The 17,368-nt window shown below is 68.2% G+C and carries 13 protein-coding genes; 9 read left to right on the plus strand and 4 right to left on the minus strand.

Annotated elements, in window-relative coordinates; all coding sequences use genetic code 11:
* The first annotated feature begins 62 nt into the window (after positions 1-62).
* Positions 63-1,181 (plus strand): alginate lyase family protein, encoded by a 1,119-nt coding sequence (locus BSIN_RS21725; protein ID WP_089341956.1) that lies wholly within the window; start codon positions 63-65, stop codon positions 1,179-1,181.
* A 32-nt stretch (positions 1,182-1,213) separates the two neighbouring features.
* Positions 1,214-2,602: an L-serine ammonia-lyase gene (locus tag BSIN_RS21730; RefSeq protein ID WP_089341957.1), complete on the plus strand. Its 1,389-nt coding sequence runs from the start codon at positions 1,214-1,216 to the stop codon at positions 2,600-2,602.
* A gap of 90 nt (positions 2,603-2,692) precedes the next feature.
* On the opposite strand, the gene BSIN_RS21735 is transcribed toward BSIN_RS21730, so the two are convergent.
* On the minus strand, positions 2,693-3,646 hold the full coding sequence (locus BSIN_RS21735) for a helix-turn-helix domain-containing protein (protein ID WP_369828236.1): 954 nt from the start codon (positions 3,644-3,646) through the stop codon (positions 2,693-2,695).
* 537 nt (positions 3,647-4,183) lie between these two features.
* Here BSIN_RS21735 and BSIN_RS21740 point away from each other — a divergent pair.
* From BSIN_RS21740 to BSIN_RS21750, 3 genes are read left to right on the plus strand one after another with little or no spacing between them, the layout of a single operon-like run.
* Complete coding sequence (locus BSIN_RS21740) at positions 4,184-4,717, plus strand: 2,4'-dihydroxyacetophenone dioxygenase family protein (RefSeq protein ID WP_059571496.1); 534 nt, start codon at positions 4,184-4,186, stop codon at positions 4,715-4,717.
* An 18-nt stretch (positions 4,718-4,735) separates the two neighbouring features.
* Positions 4,736-6,088 (plus strand): MFS transporter, encoded by a 1,353-nt coding sequence (locus BSIN_RS21745; protein WP_089341958.1) that lies wholly within the window; start codon positions 4,736-4,738, stop codon positions 6,086-6,088.
* Positions 6,085-7,143: a 2,3-butanediol dehydrogenase gene (locus BSIN_RS21750; RefSeq protein ID WP_089341959.1), complete on the plus strand. Its 1,059-nt coding sequence runs from the start codon at positions 6,085-6,087 to the stop codon at positions 7,141-7,143. The genes BSIN_RS21745 and BSIN_RS21750 overlap by 4 nt, the downstream gene beginning before the upstream one ends.
* A gap of 54 nt (positions 7,144-7,197) precedes the next feature.
* Here the strand turns inward: BSIN_RS21750 and BSIN_RS21755 are convergent, their stop codons facing one another.
* Entirely contained in the window at positions 7,198-8,316 is a 1,119-nt protein-coding gene (locus BSIN_RS21755; protein WP_256583929.1) for a hypothetical protein, read from the minus strand.
* 275 nt (positions 8,317-8,591) lie between these two features.
* Between BSIN_RS21755 and BSIN_RS21760 the strand changes: the two genes are divergently transcribed.
* A complete protein-coding gene (locus BSIN_RS21760; RefSeq protein ID WP_089341960.1) occupies positions 8,592-10,295 on the plus strand; it encodes a thiamine pyrophosphate-binding protein in 1,704 nt (567 codons plus the stop codon).
* Positions 10,296-10,331: 36 nt separating this feature from the next.
* The gene (locus tag BSIN_RS21765; protein WP_256583930.1) at positions 10,332-11,501 is read left to right on the plus strand and encodes a glycosyltransferase family protein; all 1,170 of its coding nucleotides are present in this window, start codon (positions 10,332-10,334) and stop codon (positions 11,499-11,501) included.
* Between the two features lie 167 nt (positions 11,502-11,668).
* On the opposite strand, the gene BSIN_RS21770 is transcribed toward BSIN_RS21765, so the two are convergent.
* Positions 11,669-12,694, minus strand: a complete 1,026-nt coding sequence (locus BSIN_RS21770; RefSeq protein WP_089342014.1) for a helix-turn-helix domain-containing protein — start codon at positions 12,692-12,694, stop codon at positions 11,669-11,671.
* 328 nt (positions 12,695-13,022) lie between these two features.
* Between BSIN_RS21770 and adh the strand changes: the two genes are divergently transcribed.
* Positions 13,023-14,543, plus strand: coding sequence for an aldehyde dehydrogenase (gene adh / locus BSIN_RS21775; protein ID WP_089342015.1), 1,521 nt, complete (start codon positions 13,023-13,025; stop codon positions 14,541-14,543).
* A 112-nt stretch (positions 14,544-14,655) separates the two neighbouring features.
* Here the strand turns inward: adh and BSIN_RS21780 are convergent, their stop codons facing one another.
* Positions 14,656-16,257 carry an MFS transporter gene (locus tag BSIN_RS21780; RefSeq protein ID WP_089341961.1) on the minus strand — a complete coding sequence of 534 codons (1,602 nt, stop codon included), beginning with the start codon at positions 16,255-16,257 and terminating at the stop codon, positions 14,656-14,658.
* 177 nt (positions 16,258-16,434) lie between these two features.
* Here BSIN_RS21780 and BSIN_RS21785 point away from each other — a divergent pair, with 177 nt between their 5' ends.
* Complete coding sequence (locus tag BSIN_RS21785) at positions 16,435-17,325, plus strand: LysR family transcriptional regulator (RefSeq protein WP_089341962.1); 891 nt, start codon at positions 16,435-16,437, stop codon at positions 17,323-17,325.
* Positions 17,326-17,368 lie beyond the last annotated feature (43 nt).

Here is a 17,368-nt window from a genome sequence, read left to right on the forward strand (position 1 = left end):
CCATTCGCCGGCAAGTCCGGCTAACATCTCGTACCGCGATCCAGCCAACAAAGGAGTTCCGCATGGTGCGTCAGATGTATCCGGGCCTCGCGCGCGCGCCGCAGCCGCGCTTTCGCGCGTTCGCGCCGGCGCTCGTGGCCTACGCGGCGTTGATCCTGGCCCATCCCGCGCGGGCGGCGATGAATTTCTGCGCGGCGCCCGCGATGCAAAGCAGCGAAACGACGCAGGCGGAACCGGGCGTGCAGGCGCTGATCCGCAGTGTGGACGCGCGCGTCAACGAGCCGCCGAAGGCGATGCCGCGCGTGCATACCGAAGGCACGCTGCCGCACGAGGGCATCTACGATCAAAGCGCCGACGCGCTGAAGGACATGGAACTGATGCGCGACGCGGCGCTCGCGTGGCGCGTGACGAACGACGCGCGCTACCTCGCGCTCGTCGACCGCTTCCTGTTCGCGTGGGTGACGACATATCAGCCGAGCTACAACCCGATCGACGAAACGCGCTTCGAAAGCCTGATCCTCGCATACGACATGACGGCGAGCGTGCTGCCGGTGAAGACGCGCAACGCCGCGGCGGCGTTCATCGCCAAGCTCGGCAGCGGCTACGTGCAGCAGATCGACGCGCAGAAGCGTCCGCTGATGCACACGTGGCGCAACAATTGGCAGAGCCACCGGATCAAGCTGATCGCGCTGGCCGCGTTCACGCTCGGCGACCGCAAGATGATGAACGCCGCGCAGCGCCTGTTCGTCGAGCATCTCGGCGACAACGTCGAGCCGGACGGCACGACCTACGATTTCGTCGAGCGCGACGCGCTGCACTACGCGCTCTACGATCTGCAGCCGCTCGTGAGCGCCGCGCTCGCCGCGCGGCGCTTCAACCGCAATTGGCTGCGCGAGCGCGCGGCGAACGGCGCGACGCTGGCCGCCGCGCTCGATTGGCTCGTGCCGTATGCGCGCGGCGAGAAAACGCACGAGGAATTCGTCCATTCGCCGGTGCCGTTCGACGCGAAACGCCGCGAAGCCGGCCTGCCCGGCTACTCGGGCCAATGGGAGCCGAAGAGCGCCGCCGAGCTGTTCCATCTCGCCGCGCGCCTGGACGGCCGCTATGCAAGCGTCGCACAACAACTTTCCCCGATGCCGCCCGCTTGGCTCGCCGCGTGCCTGCCACTGCCGGCGCGGTGATCCCCGCAATATTCAGCAAGTCAGGAAATCTCATGGCAGTCAGCGTGTTCGATCTTTTCAAAATCGGTATCGGCCCGTCGAGTTCGCATACGGTCGGGCCGATGCGCGCCGCATTGATGTTCGCGCAAGCGCTCGAGCGCGACGGGCTGCTCGCCGCGACGGCCGGCGTCAAGGTGGAGCTGTACGGCTCGCTCGGCGCGACGGGCAAGGGCCACGGCACCGATCGCGGCGTGATGCTCGGCCTCATGGGCGACGCCCCCGATACGGTCGATCCGGCGACGATCGCCGCGCGGCTCGAAACGGTGCGTACCTCGAAAACGCTCGCGCTGCTCGGCACGCATGCGGTGACGTTCGTGCCGAAGGAGCACATCGCGTTCTACCGGCAGGCGCTGCCCGAGCATCCGAACGCGATGAAGCTCGTCGCGACCGACGCGAGCGGCGCGGTGCTGCGTGAATCCACCTATCTGTCGGTCGGCGGCGGTTTCGTCGTCACCGCCGGCGCGCCCAATACGAAGGTGCTGGGCGCGGTCGAGCAGATGGCGCATCCGTTTCGCACCGGCGCCGAGTTGCTCGCGCTCACTGCGTCGACCGGCAAGTCGATCGCGCAACTGATGTGGGAAAACGAGCGCGCCTGGCATTCCGACGACGAGACGCGCGCGGGCCTTCTCAAGATTTGGGATGTGATGCAATCGTGCGTCGCGCGCGGTTGCGGCATCGGCAACCCGGACGCCGACGGCAACCTGCCCGGCCCGTTCCAGGTCAAGCGTCGCGCGCCGCAGCTCTATCGAACGCTTACCGGCAACCCGGAGCAAGCGTTGCGCGACCCGCTGTCAATGGTCGACTGGATCAACTTGTACGCAATCGCCGTCAACGAAGAAAACGCGGCGGGCGGCCGTGTCGTCACCGCGCCGACCAACGGCGCGGCGGGCATCATTCCCGCCGTGCTCCATTACTACACGCGCTTCACGCCCGGCGCGAACGATCAAGGCGTGATCGAATTCCTGCTGACAGCCGCGGCGATCGGCATTCTGTACAAGCTGAACGCCTCGATTTCGGGCGCGGAAGTGGGTTGCCAAGGCGAAGTGGGCGTCGCGTGCTCGATGGCGGCGGGCGCGCTCGCGGCCGTGCTGGGCGGCACGCCGCAACAGGTCGAGAACGCCGCCGAGATCGGCATGGAGCACAATCTCGGGCTCACCTGCGATCCGGTGGGCGGGATGGTGCAGATTCCGTGCATCGAGCGCAACGCGATGGCGTCGGTGAAGGCGGTGAACGCCGCACGCATGGCGTTGCGCGGCGACGGCAGCCATTATGTGTCGCTCGACTCCGTCATCAAGACGATGCGCGAAACCGGCGCGGACATGAAAACGAAGTACAAGGAAACGTCGCGCGGCGGGTTGGCGGTGAATATCGTCGAGTGCTGAAGCGCGCATCGCCCGCCCAATGCCGGATGCGCATGCGCGGCCCGGCTGTTGCCCCATATGGCTCTTGCGCGCGGCCGCCCGGCGCGCGGCTCAATCCGCGCCGCCGCCGTCGCGCTTCTGCGCGCGCAGCGCCGACGGGCTTGCGCCATAGCGCGCTCGAATCGCGCGGCTGAAATGCGCGTGGCTGGAAAATCCCCACCGGAAGGCAATCTCGCCGATCGCGACGCCGCGTAGCGCCGGATCGAGCAAATCGGCAAGCGCAAGCGACGCGCGCTTGCTCCAGATGTACTCGTCGAGCGACTGCCCGTCGGTCGCGAACAACCGGTTCAAATGGCGCAGCGACAGCCCAAGCGCATCCGCGACCGCTTGCGGCCGCAATGCCGGATCGGCGAGCCGCTCGGCGATCAGCTGCTTGGCGCTCAGCAGATACGATAACGCCGGTGTCGACCCCGCCGAGCCCCGCATCTCGCAGCGCAGCATCGATTCGAGCAGCACCGTGGCATGCAGCACGAGCGGCGCGGTTGCCGCATGCGTCGGCTGATGCACGAACGCGTCGAGCCGGTGGCGCAGCGTGCGGCCGAGCAGCATCTCGCGGCCCGCGCGCGCGGCAAGCTTGAGCGGCAGCCGCGCCGGATCGACGCCGAAGCGCAGGCGGAAATCATCGGCGGGCAGATCGATCAGGAACTGGCGCATCCCGGTCGGGAAGCCGAAGATGTACGGCCGGCGCGTGTCGTAGACGATCGTTTCGCCCGCATCGACGATCTCGCAACGTTCGTGCTGAATGAAGTACGCCCGGCCCTCGACCACCTGGCACGCAAAAATCGAATTCTTCGGACAACTGCGCACGAGCGCGGGGCTGCGCTCGATCTGGTGCGTGTTGCCCGAGATGTCGGCAAGCCGCATGCCGTCGAGCATGTAGTTCGCGAGGCTCGCATCGAGCCCCGTTTCGCTGAGCGACGAGCAGCGCAGGCCGACGAGCGCGTCGGCGTTGTACGCCTCCCAGAACGCGATCCGCTCGCCGGGCGGCACGCCCGCTGTCGACATGCGCGTGACCGCGCAATAGTCCGCGCCATGATTCGCGCGATAGTCCGCGCAATAGTCCGGATAGCCAGCCATGTTCATCGTGTCTCCTAGCCCCTGCTCAGGCTGATGATGCGCTTGCGCCCGCCGCCGCGCAGGCCGCGCGTGAGGCCGACGCAGGGTGCGGGCATACCGCGGCGCCTGGCCCTCCATCCCGCAAGCCGTTTCGTGGGCGATGGCGGCCACCGTCATCAAAGCACTTTTAAACCGAAGACTGTGCGTTTTCGCTCGCATTTGAGCGCCGTTCATCGCGGCCATGAGCCGAGTTGCCGCGCTTCGCGCACGGTGGCGTGCCGGGAAAACGCGCGTGCACCGCCTGCAATCGGCGTGAGCAGACCCTTTATCCGGCCCTGCGGCGACATCGCCCGATAAGCCCGCGCGCAGGCCCGCCGGCCCGGGCCGGCCGTCCCTGTCGATCAACAGAAAAGTCCCGGTCGATCAAGCGGTTGCGCCCGCTGACGCTTAAATTTTAGCCACGATCAAAATTACCGGGAGACAAGCATGGTAGCCCCCGCTCACACCGAATTCTGGCGCGACCTGAAGCCGATCGCGAACGCGCTGATGCCCGACGCGAAACCCGAGGCTTATATCGCCGACGCGGCAGCCGACGATCCGCGCCTGTACGTACCGTTCACCGAGACGGTATCGTCGCGCCCGCTGTGGATCTCGCCGACCCATAACCAATGGTGCGACATCCTGTGCGCGCGCAGCGCGGGCCTGGTGAATCGCCACTATCACCCGCATGAGGTGTTCGCGTACACGATTTCGGGCAAATGGGGCTATCTCGAACACGACTGGACCGCGACCGCCGGCGATTTCGTCTACGAATCGCCGGGCGAGGGCCATACGCTCGTCGCGTTCGAGCACGAACAGCCGATGAAGGTGTTCTTCATCGTCAAGGGGCCGCTCATCTGGCTCGACGACGAAGGCAACGCCACCGGCTATTTCGACGTGCATTCGTATATCGCGATGTGTCGCGCGCATTACGAGCGCGTCGGCCTGGGGGCCGCGGCGATCGACAAGCTGTTCCGCTAACGCCGCGCAGGGGTCATCATGAATTCCGTGCCGGCCGCCAAGACGGCCCGCTGGCTCAGCTACGAGAATCTGCTGCTCGCGATCCTGTTTCTCGCATTCGGCTTCGTATTCTTCGACCGGCTGGCGTTATCGTTTCTGTTTCCTTTCATCTCCGCCGAATTGCACTTGAGCCATACGCAGCTCGGCATGTTGTCGTCGGTGCTTGCGCTGATGTGGTCGCTATCCGGCGCGGTGGCGGGCGCGTATTCCGACACGCGCGGCGCGCGCAAGCCGATCCTGGTCGTTGCGGTGGTCATCTTTTCCCTCTGCTCGGCATTGTCGGGCCTCGTCGGGGGCTTCGTGACGCTGCTCGTGTTCCGCGCGCTGATGGGCGCCGCCGAAGGGCCGGTGCTGCCGCTGTCGCAATCGCTGATGATCGAAAGCTCGGCGCCGCATCGGCGCGGCCTCAACATGGGCCTGCTGCAAGGCTCGGCGGCCGGGCTGCTCGGTGCGGTCATCGGCCCGCCCGTCGCGATCCATTTCGCGACCGAGTACGGCTGGCGCACCGCGTTCTATCTGTCGTGCCTGCCAGGCTTCGTGATCGCCGCGCTGATCGCGCTGTTCGTGCGCGAGCGGCCGCCGCGCGACGCCCGCGCGGCGGCCGCCACGGAAGGCCATGCGGACAGCCGCGCGCATGGCGCGGACGACGGCGCTCGCGAACCCGGCGCCGGCCGCGCGAACCGCTGGCAACTGCTGAAGCACCGCAACATCCTGCTATGCGTGCTGATCAGCTGCAGCTTCGTCACATGGTTCATCGTGCTCGTGTCGTTCGCGCCGACCTTCCTCGTCGAAGCGCGCCGGCTGACGCCGCAGCAGATGAGCGGCGTGCTGAGCTGCCTCGGCGCCGCCTGGGTGCTGTGGGGCTTCGCGGTGCCCGCGATCTCGGATCGCGTCGGCCGCAAGCCGGCGATGGTGCTGTTCGCGGCAATCGCGGCGCTCTGCCCGATCGTGATGATGTACGCGCAATCCACATGGGCGCTCGGCGCCGGCGTGCTGCTCACTTATACGGGCCTCGGCTGTTTCACGCTGTTCATGGCGACGATCCCCGCCGAGACGATCGACCGGCGCTCGGTTGCGACGGCGCTCGGGCTGATCATGGGCATCGGCGAGCTGATCGGCGGCTTCTTCGCGCCGACGATCGCGGGCTTCGCGGCCGACCGCTTCGGCCTGCCCGTCGTGATGTGGATCGCGGCGGGCGGCGCGCTCATCGCCTGCGCGGCGTCATTCTTGCTCGTCGAGACGGCCCCGGCGGTGCTAAGCCGCCGCGCCGGCCTCGGCGCCACCGGCGCGCGCACCACGGCGCGCGACCACGACCTCGGGAGTTTGTCTTGAAAGCACTGCAATGGCACGGCGCGCGCGATCTGCGCGTCGTCGATCTCGATCCAGCGCCCGTCGGCGCGCATGAGGTGCGCGTCGCCGTCGTGTACTGCGGAATCTGCGGCAGCGACGTCCATGAGTACGCCGACGGGCCGCACGCAATCCCGACCGATAAGCCGCATCCGGTGTCCGGCCGCCGCGCGCCGCTCACGATCGGTCACGAGTTCTGCGGCATCGTTGCCGAAGTCGGCGCGCAGGTCGAGGGCCTGCGGCTTGGCGACCGCGTCGCGGTGGAGCCGGAATACCGCTGCCGGCGCTGCGCATACTGCGCGGGCGGCGCATACAACCTGTGCGAATCGATGGGCTTCGCCGGCCTGATGGGCGACGGCGGAATGGCGGACTACGCGACCGTGCCCGCTTACATGCTGCATAAGCTGCCGGACGACGTCACGCTCGAACAGGCGGCCGTGCTCGAACCCGCGGCGGTCGCGCTGCACGCGCTGCGGCGCAGCGGGCTGCGCGCGGGCGACGCATGCGCGATCTTCGGGCTCGGGCCGATCGGTCTGCTGCTCGTGATGCTCGCGAAGGCGCACGGCGCGTCGGTGGTCGCCGCGGTCGATGTCGCACCGCAACGCATCGAGGCCGCGCAGCGGCTGGGCGCAACGCTCGCGTGCGATGCGCGCGATCCGGGCTTCGTCGACACGATCCGCGCGGCGGCCGGCGGCCTCGGCGTGCCGATTAGCTTCGAGGCGGCCGGCTTGCAAGCGACGCTCGATGCGTCGATGCGAGTGCTGCGCAAGGGGGGCCGGATGGTGATGGTCGGCCTGATGCACGATGCACGCTTCGACGCGTTCCGCGCAGTCAACGACGAGTTGTCGATCACGACGAGCGTCGGCTACCGCGACGTCTATCCGGCGCTGTTCGATCTGATTCGCCGCGGCGCGCTCGATCCGGCGGCGATCGTCACGCGCACGGTGCCGCTCGCGCGGGCCGTCACCGACGGCTTCGAAGCGTTGCTGCATGACAAGCAGCAGATCAAGGTGCTCGTCGCGCCGGGACTCGACCGGTAGACAGCGCGGGGCGCGAGCGCCGCGCGTCAGTCCGTCATTGACGTGAGCCGCCCGCTAACCGCCTCGCGGCTCCTGCGCGACGGAGCCGGACGCGCGCGACGGCGGCTCGGGCTGAGCGGACGACGACGGCGCCAATTGCCAGTAACCGATACCCGCCAGCAGCAGGATCAGGCATGCGCAGATCGCGCGCGCGGCCAGACGCTCGCGCCGCGCGCGTGCCAGTTCCCGCTCCAGCGCGTTGTTTTTCGCTGCAGTCTGCATCTGCGCATCGGAGATTTCCTTCAACCGCGCCTTCATCTCGCTCAGCGTCGCGTTCGCGTCAAGCAAGCGTTCGTCGCTCTTGGCTTTCGCGTCGGCGGCTTGCTGCAATTCGGTTTCGCGCCCGGCGAGCTGGGCCTGGAGCTGCTCCAGCGCCCACCGCTGCTCGGCAAGCGCGTTGCGCTGGCTGTCGACGAGCTTTTTCAGATACGCGTTCGACGAAGGATTGCTCAACACGACAGCCTTCAGAAAACCTTTGTCGCTCTCGAACATCTGCTTGAGCCGCGCGCGGTGCCGGCTTTCCAGCTCGTCGGTGGTGGCGTCGTCGTCGATCGGATACGCGTATGGCGGGCCGCTGACGTCCACTTCGATCACCGGCATGCCGAGTGCGCGCAGTTCGTCCTGTTTTTGCGCGTCGACCGCATGCGAATGCTTGATCTCGACGCACATCCGGCCGCCCCATTTGAGCCCGAGGCTGTCGGCCGTCTCGAACTCGACGTAGACGTCCGCCACGAAAGGCGCGCCCGCCTGCCGATGCACCGGCGCCTCGGTTCGCGCGGCCTTGATCCGGACCGGCACCCGTTTCTTCCAGCGCACCGGCCCCTGCGGCGTAGGAACGTAAAGCTCGAGCCGCGTGTGCGACACGGTGGCGAGCGCCTCCTTGAACAGCACGTGATTCAGCGATTCGCCCTGCGCATCGCCGCCGGGCGCGCCGCCCCCCGTGCCTTTATATGCGAAATAGCCGGCGCCCTTCAGCACATGGACGACTTCCTTGCGCTGTCCCGCCCGGTGCAGACTGTAGTAGGTCTTCCCGGTCGGCTCCCCGTTGTAGCGCAGCTTGCGCTCGCGCGCGACGGCCTCGGCCGACACCATCTCTTTTCCGCTTGCGCTCGTATAAGCCCGTTTCTTGGTCATCTGGTCCCTCGGTCATCGTGGCCGGCGCTGTTTTACTGGACGCGGCCGATCCGCTCGCCGGCCGCGCGCGTCCGATCTCGTTTGTTGCCGTTTGTTGCCATTTGTTGCCGTTCGTGCCCGCGTGGGCGGCCGGGCGCCCGAGGCGTCGATATTAAGGAACATCGGCGCAACGTGCGCGCGGCGGTGCGAAATCCGCCGCGCTTTTCGTTGCGCTTCTCGCCTCGGCCGCAACCGGCGTAAGCTGTACGTCCCGCCATGAAGGGAGTCCGCCGTCCATGTCGATTTCCCCGGATTTCGAACCGCGTGCCGTCACCGGTGCGCGGCTGATCGTCGATGCGCTGCTCGCCAACGACGTCGAGCGCGTGTTTTGCGTGCCCGGCGAAAGCTTTCTCGCCGTCCTCGATTCGCTTGCCGACGAGACCGAGCGCATCCAGACCGTCGTCTGCCGGCACGAAGCCGCCGCCGCGAACATGGCCGAGGCGCTCGGCAAGCTCACCGGCAAGCCCGGCGTCGCCTTCGTCACGCGCGGCCCCGGCGCGACGCATGCGTCGATCGGCGTGCACACCGCTTTCCAGGATTCGACGCCGATGATTCTGTTCGTCGGCCAATGCGCGCGCGAGCATCTGGATCGCGAAGCGTTCCAGGAAATCGACTACCGGCGCATGTTCGGCCAGCTCGCGAAGTGGGTCGCGCAGATCGACGATGCGCGCCGCATCCCTGAATATCTGAGCCGCGCGTTTCATGTCGCGGTGTCCGGGCGCCCCGGCCCGGTCGTGCTCGCGTTGCCGGAGGACGTGCTGTCCGCGCCCTGCGCGCCGCAACCGGCCGCGCCGGCCGCGCAGCGCGTTGCCGCGTCGCCTTCGGCCGCGCAGATGCGCGCGCTGCGCGATACGCTCGCGCGCGCCGAGCGGCCGCTCGCGATCGTCGGCGGCAGCGGCTGGACGCACGCCGCCTGCGACGATCTGCGCCGCTTTGCCGAGCGCTGGCAGCTTCCCGTCGCATGCGCGTTCCGCTTCCAGGACACGTTCGACAACGCACATTCGAACTACGCGGGCGACGTCGGCCTCGGCATCAATCCGGCGCTCGCCGCGCGCATCCGCGAAGCCGACGTGCTGCTCGCGCTCGGCCCGCGGCTAGGCGAAGCCACGACGGGCGGCTATACGCTGATCGACATCCCGAAGCCGGCGCAGACGCTGATTCACGTGCATCAGGGCGCCGACGAACTCGGACGCGTTTATGCAGCCGATTTGCCGATCGTCTCGGGCATGCCAGAAATCGCCGCGCCGCTCGCCGCGCTCGAGCCGCCGGTGTCGCCCGCCTGGGCGGGCAGCGCGGCCGACGCGCATCGCGCGTATCTGGAATGGCAGGCGCCGCGGCCGATGCCGGGCGACGTGCAGCTCGGCGACGTGATCCGGCAACTGCGCGCACGGCTGCCGGACGACGCGATCGTCACGAACGGCGCGGGCAATTACGCCGCATGGCTGCATCGCCACTTCGACTATCGGCATTTCCGCTCGCAACTCGCGCCGACGAGCGGCGCGATGGGCTACGGCGTGCCGGCCGCGCTGGCGGCGAAATCGCTGTATCCGCAACGCACGGTCGTCGCGCTGGCGGGCGACGGCTGCTTCATGATGGCCGGCAACGAACTGGCGACCGCGGTTCAGTACGGGCTCGCGATCGTCGTGATCGTCGTCGATAACGGCCATTTCGGCACGATCCGCATGCATCAGGAACGCAATTATCCGGCCCGCGTGCACGGCACCGGCCTCACGAACCCGGATTTCGCCGCGTATGCGCGCGCATTTGGCGCGCACGGCGAGACGGTCGAGCGCACCGCCGATTTTCCGCCCGCGCTCGAACGCGCGCTCGCAAGCGGCCTGCCCGCGCTGATCGCCATTCGTGTGCCGCAGGAAGCGAGCACGCCGGCCGCTACGCTGACGCAAATCCGTGCGCAGGGGTTGCGCGCGCGTCGCGCATGAACATGACGCGGGCTTGATCGGCAGCTGCATACGTCCATGACGAAAAAAAATGCCCGGGCCGCGCCGCGTTCGAACGGCGAACCTGCGTCGTTGCCGGACCCGGCCGCACATCGGGCCGCCGACGGCACGCCACCGCCCGGCAACGCCGCGCTGTCGCCCGCCGACGCGCTCGCGTACCCCGGCACGCTGCTGTCGCCCGACGGCAAGCTCGTCGCGCCATACGATCTCGAATGCGCGCCGGCAGCCCACCCGCACGGCCATGCCGGCGCGGCCGCTCGCGTCGGCCTGCTGCATGCGGCAAGCCGTCCGTTCACGCTCGATTACGCGGCGATATCGGCCGTGCATGTGGTCAACGGCATGGGCGTCGCGCTCGGCGACTCGGTGGTCGGCATCACCGCGCTCACGGCCATCCGCGCCGCTCATGCGCATCTGCGCGTCGTGCTGTACCGGCCTGCGCACGCGCCCGGCTATGTCGACGCGCTATACCGGCTCGCGGCCGGCGCATCGGTGATCGCGCCGCCGCGCGCGCTGCCCTGGCCCGCCGCCGCGCTGCCCTCGGGCGCACGCGACGCGCGGATCGATCTCGGCAATCATCTGTACTGGCCTGCGTTCGCCGCGACGCCGATGATCGACTTCTTCCTGTCGGCCCTCGGCGTGCCGCCCGAATCGGTTCCGGCCAACGCCAAGCGCAATCGCTGGCTCACCGGGCTAGCGCTGCCCGAACTGCCGCCCGCATGGCGCGGGCGCCGCTATGTGCTGTTCTGCGCGCGGGCCAGCACGCCGCTGCGCAGCATCCCTGCCACGCAGCGCGCCGCGCTCGTCGACCGGCTCGCGCGGATCTACCGGCTACCGGTGCTCGGCTTCGAGCCGATCGATCATCCGGACTACGTCGACGTGAGCGGCTACTGCACCGACACCGGCCAGTTCATCGGCTGGGTGAAGCATGCGCGCGCCGTATTCAGCGTGGATACGGCGGCGGTGCATCTCGCCGACGGGTTCGACGTGCCGACGCTCGCGCTGTTTTCAAGCATCCCGCCCGGCTTGCGCGCGCGCGACTACCCGCATTGCACGTCGGTTACGCTCGATTTGCCCGACGCACTGCGCAGCCGTCACGCCAGCGATAGGCTCGACGATCTTGCGCAACTCGAAGCCGCTTATCGGCGCATCGACTGGGATGCGCTCGCCTGGCCGAGGCCGCGGGATTGACGGTCTGCCGAACGGCGCAGGCGTGCGAGGCGGCCGATGGCGGATGCGTCGCCGGCGGCTCCGGCGGCATGACAGCGCGCATGACCGCCGCAGTGGCAAAACGGCCGTCGCGCCCCACGCCCGCCAGACAGCCGAAGCGCCGCCGTACCGCCCGCGGCTCACCGCGCTCAGCATGCGAGCGCATTGCGCAGCGTCTCCGACGGCCGTGTGCCGAACATCCGCCGATAGTCGGTCGCGAACTGGCTTAGATGCCAGAAGCCCCACGCTGCCGCGACGTCCTGCACCGATTCGGCCGCGCGCCGCCGCAAGTCGCGCCGCGCGCCGTTCAGGCGCAGCGCGCGCAGATACATCGCCGGCGCCATCCCGAGCACATCCTGAAAGCAGTACTGCAGCGTGCGCCGGCTCACGTGCAACTGCTCGCACAGTTCCGGCACGCCGACCGGCCGCGAACGATGCGCGAGCACATAGTCGCGCGCGGCCGCGACAATCCTGCGCCGCCGCGACGCGTGAACGCCGGCCCCGCCATCGGCGGGCGATGCGCACAGATCGAACAGCGCCGCCAGCACCTGCGCCTGCAAATCGTCGCGCGCGCAACCGGACAGCGGCGCGTGCGCCGCGCTCATCGAACCTGCATCGTCGAGCCGCTGCGCGAGCAGCGCGCAAAGCTCGCTCAGCCGCGCCGCGCCGACCGGTACGACCGCCCGCTGCGGCAGCCGCTCGTCAAGCTCGCAACGTTCGACCTCCCGTGCGTAGCGGCGCAGCACCGCGCCGCGCACGACCACCCCGTAGATCGAGAATTGCGCGGGCGTCAGCAGTTCGAATTCGACGTTGCCGGGGCGCAGCGCGAGCGCGTCTGCGGCGATCGGTTGCGCGTCGATGCGCGCCGCGCCGTCGCGCGCGAGCGGGATACCGAACCAGTACGCGTCGCCGCGCACTTCGCACGCCTGCCTGAGCGTGTGGCTCGTCGTCTCGCGAAACAGCTTCATCGTGTCGAGCGGCAGTTCGGTCAGCGTGCCGATAAAGCGGCCCGCCGCGAGCTGGTCGTAAGCCTGGCGCCAGCCGATCAAATTGCGCGCCTGTTCGTCGGCGTCGTGCGCGACGCTGACGACCGCACGCCCGGTAACGCCGTCGCCGTCCGCGCTGCGTCCCGTGTCCTCTGCCGTCGTCTCGGCGCTGGCGTGCTCGCGATTCATTGCGCCTCCCTTTGCGTTGCCGAAAATGAAACGATCGATGCGATCACGCAATTCCCGTGCCGAAGCGCGGCACGGCAGCGGCGCCGCCGCGTGGCCCGGTTGCGCGCCACGCTGTGCCGCCGCTGAACAATTCGCGCGGGGCGGCTGTTCCACAACGGCGCAATTGAGCCCAGCACCGCCGCCCCCCGGCACGCCCGCTTCGCGCCGCCGCACACGCCGCGCGGCCGGGCTGCACCGCCGCCGCGCACGCTGGCACGATTTTGGCGTATCGCAACGCGAGCGCCGCATCGCGCGGCGCCTCACCGATACCGACATGCGAGGAGCAACGATGAATCACGCGGACATGCAACATCTGACGATCGAATTTCCGTACCGCAAGCAATATGGAAATTTCATCGGCGGCGAATGGGTCGCCCCGGTCGGCGGCGAATATTTCGACAACGTGTCGCCCGTCACCGGCCAGCCGTTCACCGCGATCCCTCGCTCGCGCGAAGCCGACATCGAACTGGCGCTCGATGCCGCGCATGCGGCGAAGGCCGGCTGGGCCGCGACGTCGCCCGCCGATCGCGCGAACCTGCTGCTGAAGATCGCCGACCGGATGGAGGCGAACCTCATGCGCCTCGCGGTGGCCGAGACCATCGACAACGGCAAGCCGCTGCGCGAAACGACCGCGGCCGACGTGCCGCTTGCGATCGACCATTTCCGTTACTTCGCGAGCTGCATCCGCGCGCAGGAAGGCTCGATCGCCGACATCGGCGGCGACATGGTCGCGTACCACTTCCATGAGCCGCTCGGCGTGGTCGGCCAGATCATCCCGTGGAACTTTCCGCTGCTGATGGCCGCGTGGAAGCTCGCGCCCGCGCTCGCGGCCGGCAATTGCGTCGTGCTGAAGCCCGCCGAGCAGACGCCTGCGTCGATCCTGGTGTTCGCCGAGCTGATCCGCGATCTGCTGCCGCCGGGCGTGCTGAACATCGTCAACGGCTTCGGCCTGGAGGCGGGCAAGCCGCTCGCATCGAGCAAGCGGATCGCGAAGATCGCGTTCACGGGCGAAACGTCGACGGGCCGGCTCATCATGCAATATGCGAGCGAAAACCTGATTCCCGTCACGCTCGAGCTGGGCGGCAAGAGCCCGAACCTGTTCTTCGCCGACGTGATGGACCGCGACGACAGTTACTTCGACAAGGCGCTGGAAGGCTTCGCGATGTTCGCGCTGAACCAGGGCGAAGTGTGCACGTGCCCGTCGCGCGCGCTTGTCGAGGAAAGCATTTACGAGCGCTTCATGGAGCGCGCGTTGAAGCGCGTCGAATCGATCCGTCAGGGCCATCCGCTCGACTCGCGGACGATGATCGGCGCGCAGGCGTCGGCCGAGCAGCTCGACAAGATCCTGTCGTACATCGATATCGGCCGCAGCGAAGGCGCGCAATGCCTGACCGGCGGCGAGCGCAACGTGCTCGCGGGCGAACTCGCGCAAGGCTATTACGTGAAACCGACCGTGTTCCGCGGCCACAACAAGATGCGCATCTTCCAGGAGGAGATCTTCGGGCCGGTGCTCGCGGTCACGACGTTCAAGAACGAGGAAGAAGCGCTCGAGATCGCGAACGACACGCTGTATGGCCTGGGCGCCGGCGTATGGACGCGCGACGGCAACCGCGCATACCGGATCGGCCGCGGCATCGAGGCTGGCCGCGTGTGGACGAACTGCTATCACGCGTATCCGGCGCACGCGGCGTTCGGCGGCTACAAGCAATCGGGGATCGGCCGCGAAACGCACAAGATGATGCTCGATCATTATCAGCAGACGAAGAATTTGCTCGTCAGCTATAGCGACAAGCCGCTCGGATTCTTCTGACGCGGCACGGCAAGGCCGCCGCACGCGGGACTGCTTACAACGCGGCGGCGGCTGGCGGCCGGGCTGCCGGGCGGCGAGCGGTGCGTGCCGCCGGGCGCGGCACGCCGATCGCTCAGCCGCACTCGCGATCGAACGCGGGCCGTTGCATGCGCTGCGCCGGCGCGTCGATCGGCGTCTGGTCCGGCGCTTCGCCGTGCGCGTGCGTGCGGCTCAAAAATGCAAATGACGCCAGCGCGCACAGCGCCGTCACCACCGTCAGCCCGTCAAGCACGCTGCCGAACGCGGCCGCGTAGTCTTGCCGCAGCGCCGTATGCGCGACGCCCGGCACGAGCGCCGCGGCGTGCGCCACATCGCCCGCCGCAAGCCGCGCGGCCGCCTCGTGCACGACGTCGGGTGCGGCGGACGACGCCGCACCCGCATGCAACCGGGCCTGAACGAGCGCCGCCAGCAGCGCGTTGACGAGCGCAAGCGCGATCCCTTCGCCCGCCACCCGCATGGTGCTGAAAATCCCCGTCGCCATGCCCGCGCGCGCCTTCGGCACCACGCTCACCGACAAGCCGTCCATCAGCCCCCACGGCATCCCCGCGCCGACGCCGATCGTCAGCATCGGCGCGATCAGCCCAAGCGGGGCGGCCGCGCCGCCGGGCGCCGCGCTTTCAAGCGCGCGGTTCAGCCAATGCAGCCCGGCTGCCGCGATCAACAGCCCGATCCCCGAGATCACGCCTGCCGACATCCAGCGCGTGAGCGTCGCGGCGAGCGTCGGCACGACGAGCATCGGCGCGGAGATCGCGAGCATCAGCCAGCCGGTATCGAGTTCGCTCAGGCCGTCCACGCCGATGAAACGCAGCGGCAGCACGACGAGCAATACGATGTAGCAATAGCAGGTGGCGATCGGCAGCACCTGCACGCCGACGAAGCTCGGATAGCGAAACAGCGTGAGATCGAGCATCGGGCGGGCAACGCGCGTTTCGATCACGACAAAAACGATCGCCAGGCCGGCCGCGCCCGCGAGCAGCCCCGCGACAACCGGATTCGACCAGCCGCTCGCCTGCGATTGGATCACGCCGAATGTGAAGCACGACAGCATCGCCGTGAATGCCGCCGTGCCCGCCCAATCGAGGCGCTGCGCGTTGGGATCGCGCGACTCGCGCATCCGCGGCACACCGAAGGCGAGCGACAGCACGCCGAGCACCGCGCCCGTCGCGAAGATCGCGCGCCAGCCAAAGCGCTCGATCAGCATGCCGGCGAGCACCGGGCCGAACGCGAGCCCGACGCCGAATGTCGTGCCGAGCAAACTGAACGCACGGGTGCGCGCGGCGCCGTCGAATTCCTGCGCGAGCGCGGCCGTGCCACCCGCGAGCGCCGCCGCCGCCGCCACGCCTTGCGCGGCGCGCAGCAGATCGACGGCGACGATCGACGGCGCAAAGCCCAGCGCGAGCGCGCACGCGGTAAAACCGCCGACGCCCGCCGCAAACACGCGCTTGCGGCCGAACTGGTCGGCCAGCGCGCCCGCCGCCATCAACAGGCTGCCGAAGGTCAGCATGAACGCGTTCGTGATCCAGCTCATCGCAGCCGGGCCGCCATCCAGATCGCGGCCGATCGCGGGCGTGGCGACCGCGCCGCCCGAAAAACTGAGCGGCAACGCGAGCGCGGCCAGGCAGACGGCCGCGAGTATCGCGAGCCGCGCGGAAGAAAAAGGTGAGTCCGTATCCATCGTTCGTCGAATCCTTCAAAAAAACGCCGGTCTCCGTGACGCACAAGCACGCGCCACACGCTACCCAGCCGAGCGATGAACGATAATTCAGATTCAATTGATGAAAAACGACATCAAATTCCTGATATTACGGAATTTAATTCTGCAATTGGCATCACTTGAAAGGATCGAAGCGGCATGGACAATTTGAACGGCATCGTCGCGTTCGTGCGCACGGCGGAAACGCTGAGCTTCGTCGCGGCGGGCCGCAAGCTCGGCGTTTCGGCATCGGCGGTCGGCAAGACGATCGCGAAGCTGGAGCGCACGCTCGGCGTGCGGCTCTTTCACCGAACCACGCGCAAGGTCACGCTGACCGACGAAGGGCGGCATTTCCACGAACGCTGTCACCGTATCCTCGAAGAACTGCGCGACGCCCAAGCCGCCGTCTCGCAGAGTGCGCAGACGCCGCGCGGCCGGCTGCGCGTGAGCCTGCCCGTGATCGGCTACCGGTTCCTGCTGCCGGTGCTGCCCGAATTCAAGCGCCGCTATCCGGAGGTGGAACTGGATCTCGATTTCAACGATCGTCTCGTCGACGTCGTCGACGGCGGTTTCGATGCGGTGATCCGCAGCGGCACGCTGACGGATTCGAGCCTGATGTCGCGCCGTCTCGGGCCGTTCCGCTTCGTGCTGTGCGCGTCGCCCGCGTACCTCGATCAGGCCGGCACGCCGCGCACGCTGCACGATCTGGACGCGCACGGCTGCGTGCGCTACCGCTTCCCGACCACCGGCAAGCTTCAGCCTTGGGCGCTGCTGCCAGATGGCAGCGAGCCGCCGAACCTGCGCACCGCGATGACATGCAACAACATGGAGGCCCTGCGCGCCGCCGTGATCGCGGGATTCGGCATCGGCTACATGCCGGATTTCCTCGCCCACGACGCGCTCGAGCAGCGCAAGCTCGCCACCGTGCTCGACCAGTATTCGATCGATCCGGGACAGTTTTCGGTTTTGTGGCCGTCGAGCCGGCAGTTGTCGTCGAAAGTGCGGGTATTCGTCGATTTCATCTGCGAGCGGTTGTTTCGCGGCGATTGAGGTTCGCCAAATTCGATTGACTCGACTGGCGTCGCATCCGGTG

This window comes from Burkholderia singularis (assembly GCF_900176645.1).
GTDB lineage: Bacteria > Pseudomonadota > Gammaproteobacteria > Burkholderiales > Burkholderiaceae > Burkholderia > Burkholderia singularis.

What these genes read in the sequence shown, in the direction of transcription:
- BSIN_RS21760 (WP_089341960.1), top strand. Translation starts at nt 8,592, where the DNA reads ATGTCGATTTCCCCGGATTTCGAACCGCGTGCCGTCACCGGTGCGCGG.
- BSIN_RS21725 (WP_089341956.1), top strand. Translation starts at nt 63, where the DNA reads ATGGTGCGTCAGATGTATCCGGGCCTCGCGCGCGCGCCGCAGCCGCGC.
- BSIN_RS21785 (WP_089341962.1), top strand. Translation starts at nt 16,435, where the DNA reads ATGGACAATTTGAACGGCATCGTCGCGTTCGTGCGCACGGCGGAAACG.
- BSIN_RS21755 (WP_256583929.1), bottom strand. Translation starts at nt 8,316, where the DNA reads ATGACCAAGAAACGGGCTTATACGAGCGCAAGCGGAAAAGAGATGGTG.
- BSIN_RS21740 (WP_059571496.1), top strand. Translation starts at nt 4,184, where the DNA reads ATGGTAGCCCCCGCTCACACCGAATTCTGGCGCGACCTGAAGCCGATC.
- BSIN_RS21730 (WP_089341957.1), top strand. Translation starts at nt 1,214, where the DNA reads ATGGCAGTCAGCGTGTTCGATCTTTTCAAAATCGGTATCGGCCCGTCG.
- BSIN_RS21780 (WP_089341961.1), bottom strand. Translation starts at nt 16,257, where the DNA reads ATGGATACGGACTCACCTTTTTCTTCCGCGCGGCTCGCGATACTCGCG.
- BSIN_RS21735 (WP_369828236.1), bottom strand. Translation starts at nt 3,646, where the DNA reads ATGTCGACAGCGGGCGTGCCGCCCGGCGAGCGGATCGCGTTCTGGGAG.
- BSIN_RS21770 (WP_089342014.1), bottom strand. Translation starts at nt 12,694, where the DNA reads ATGAATCGCGAGCACGCCAGCGCCGAGACGACGGCAGAGGACACGGGA.
- BSIN_RS21765 (WP_256583930.1), top strand. Translation starts at nt 10,332, where the DNA reads ATGACGAAAAAAAATGCCCGGGCCGCGCCGCGTTCGAACGGCGAACCT.
- BSIN_RS21745 (WP_089341958.1), top strand. Translation starts at nt 4,736, where the DNA reads ATGAATTCCGTGCCGGCCGCCAAGACGGCCCGCTGGCTCAGCTACGAG.
- adh (WP_089342015.1), top strand. Translation starts at nt 13,023, where the DNA reads ATGAATCACGCGGACATGCAACATCTGACGATCGAATTTCCGTACCGC.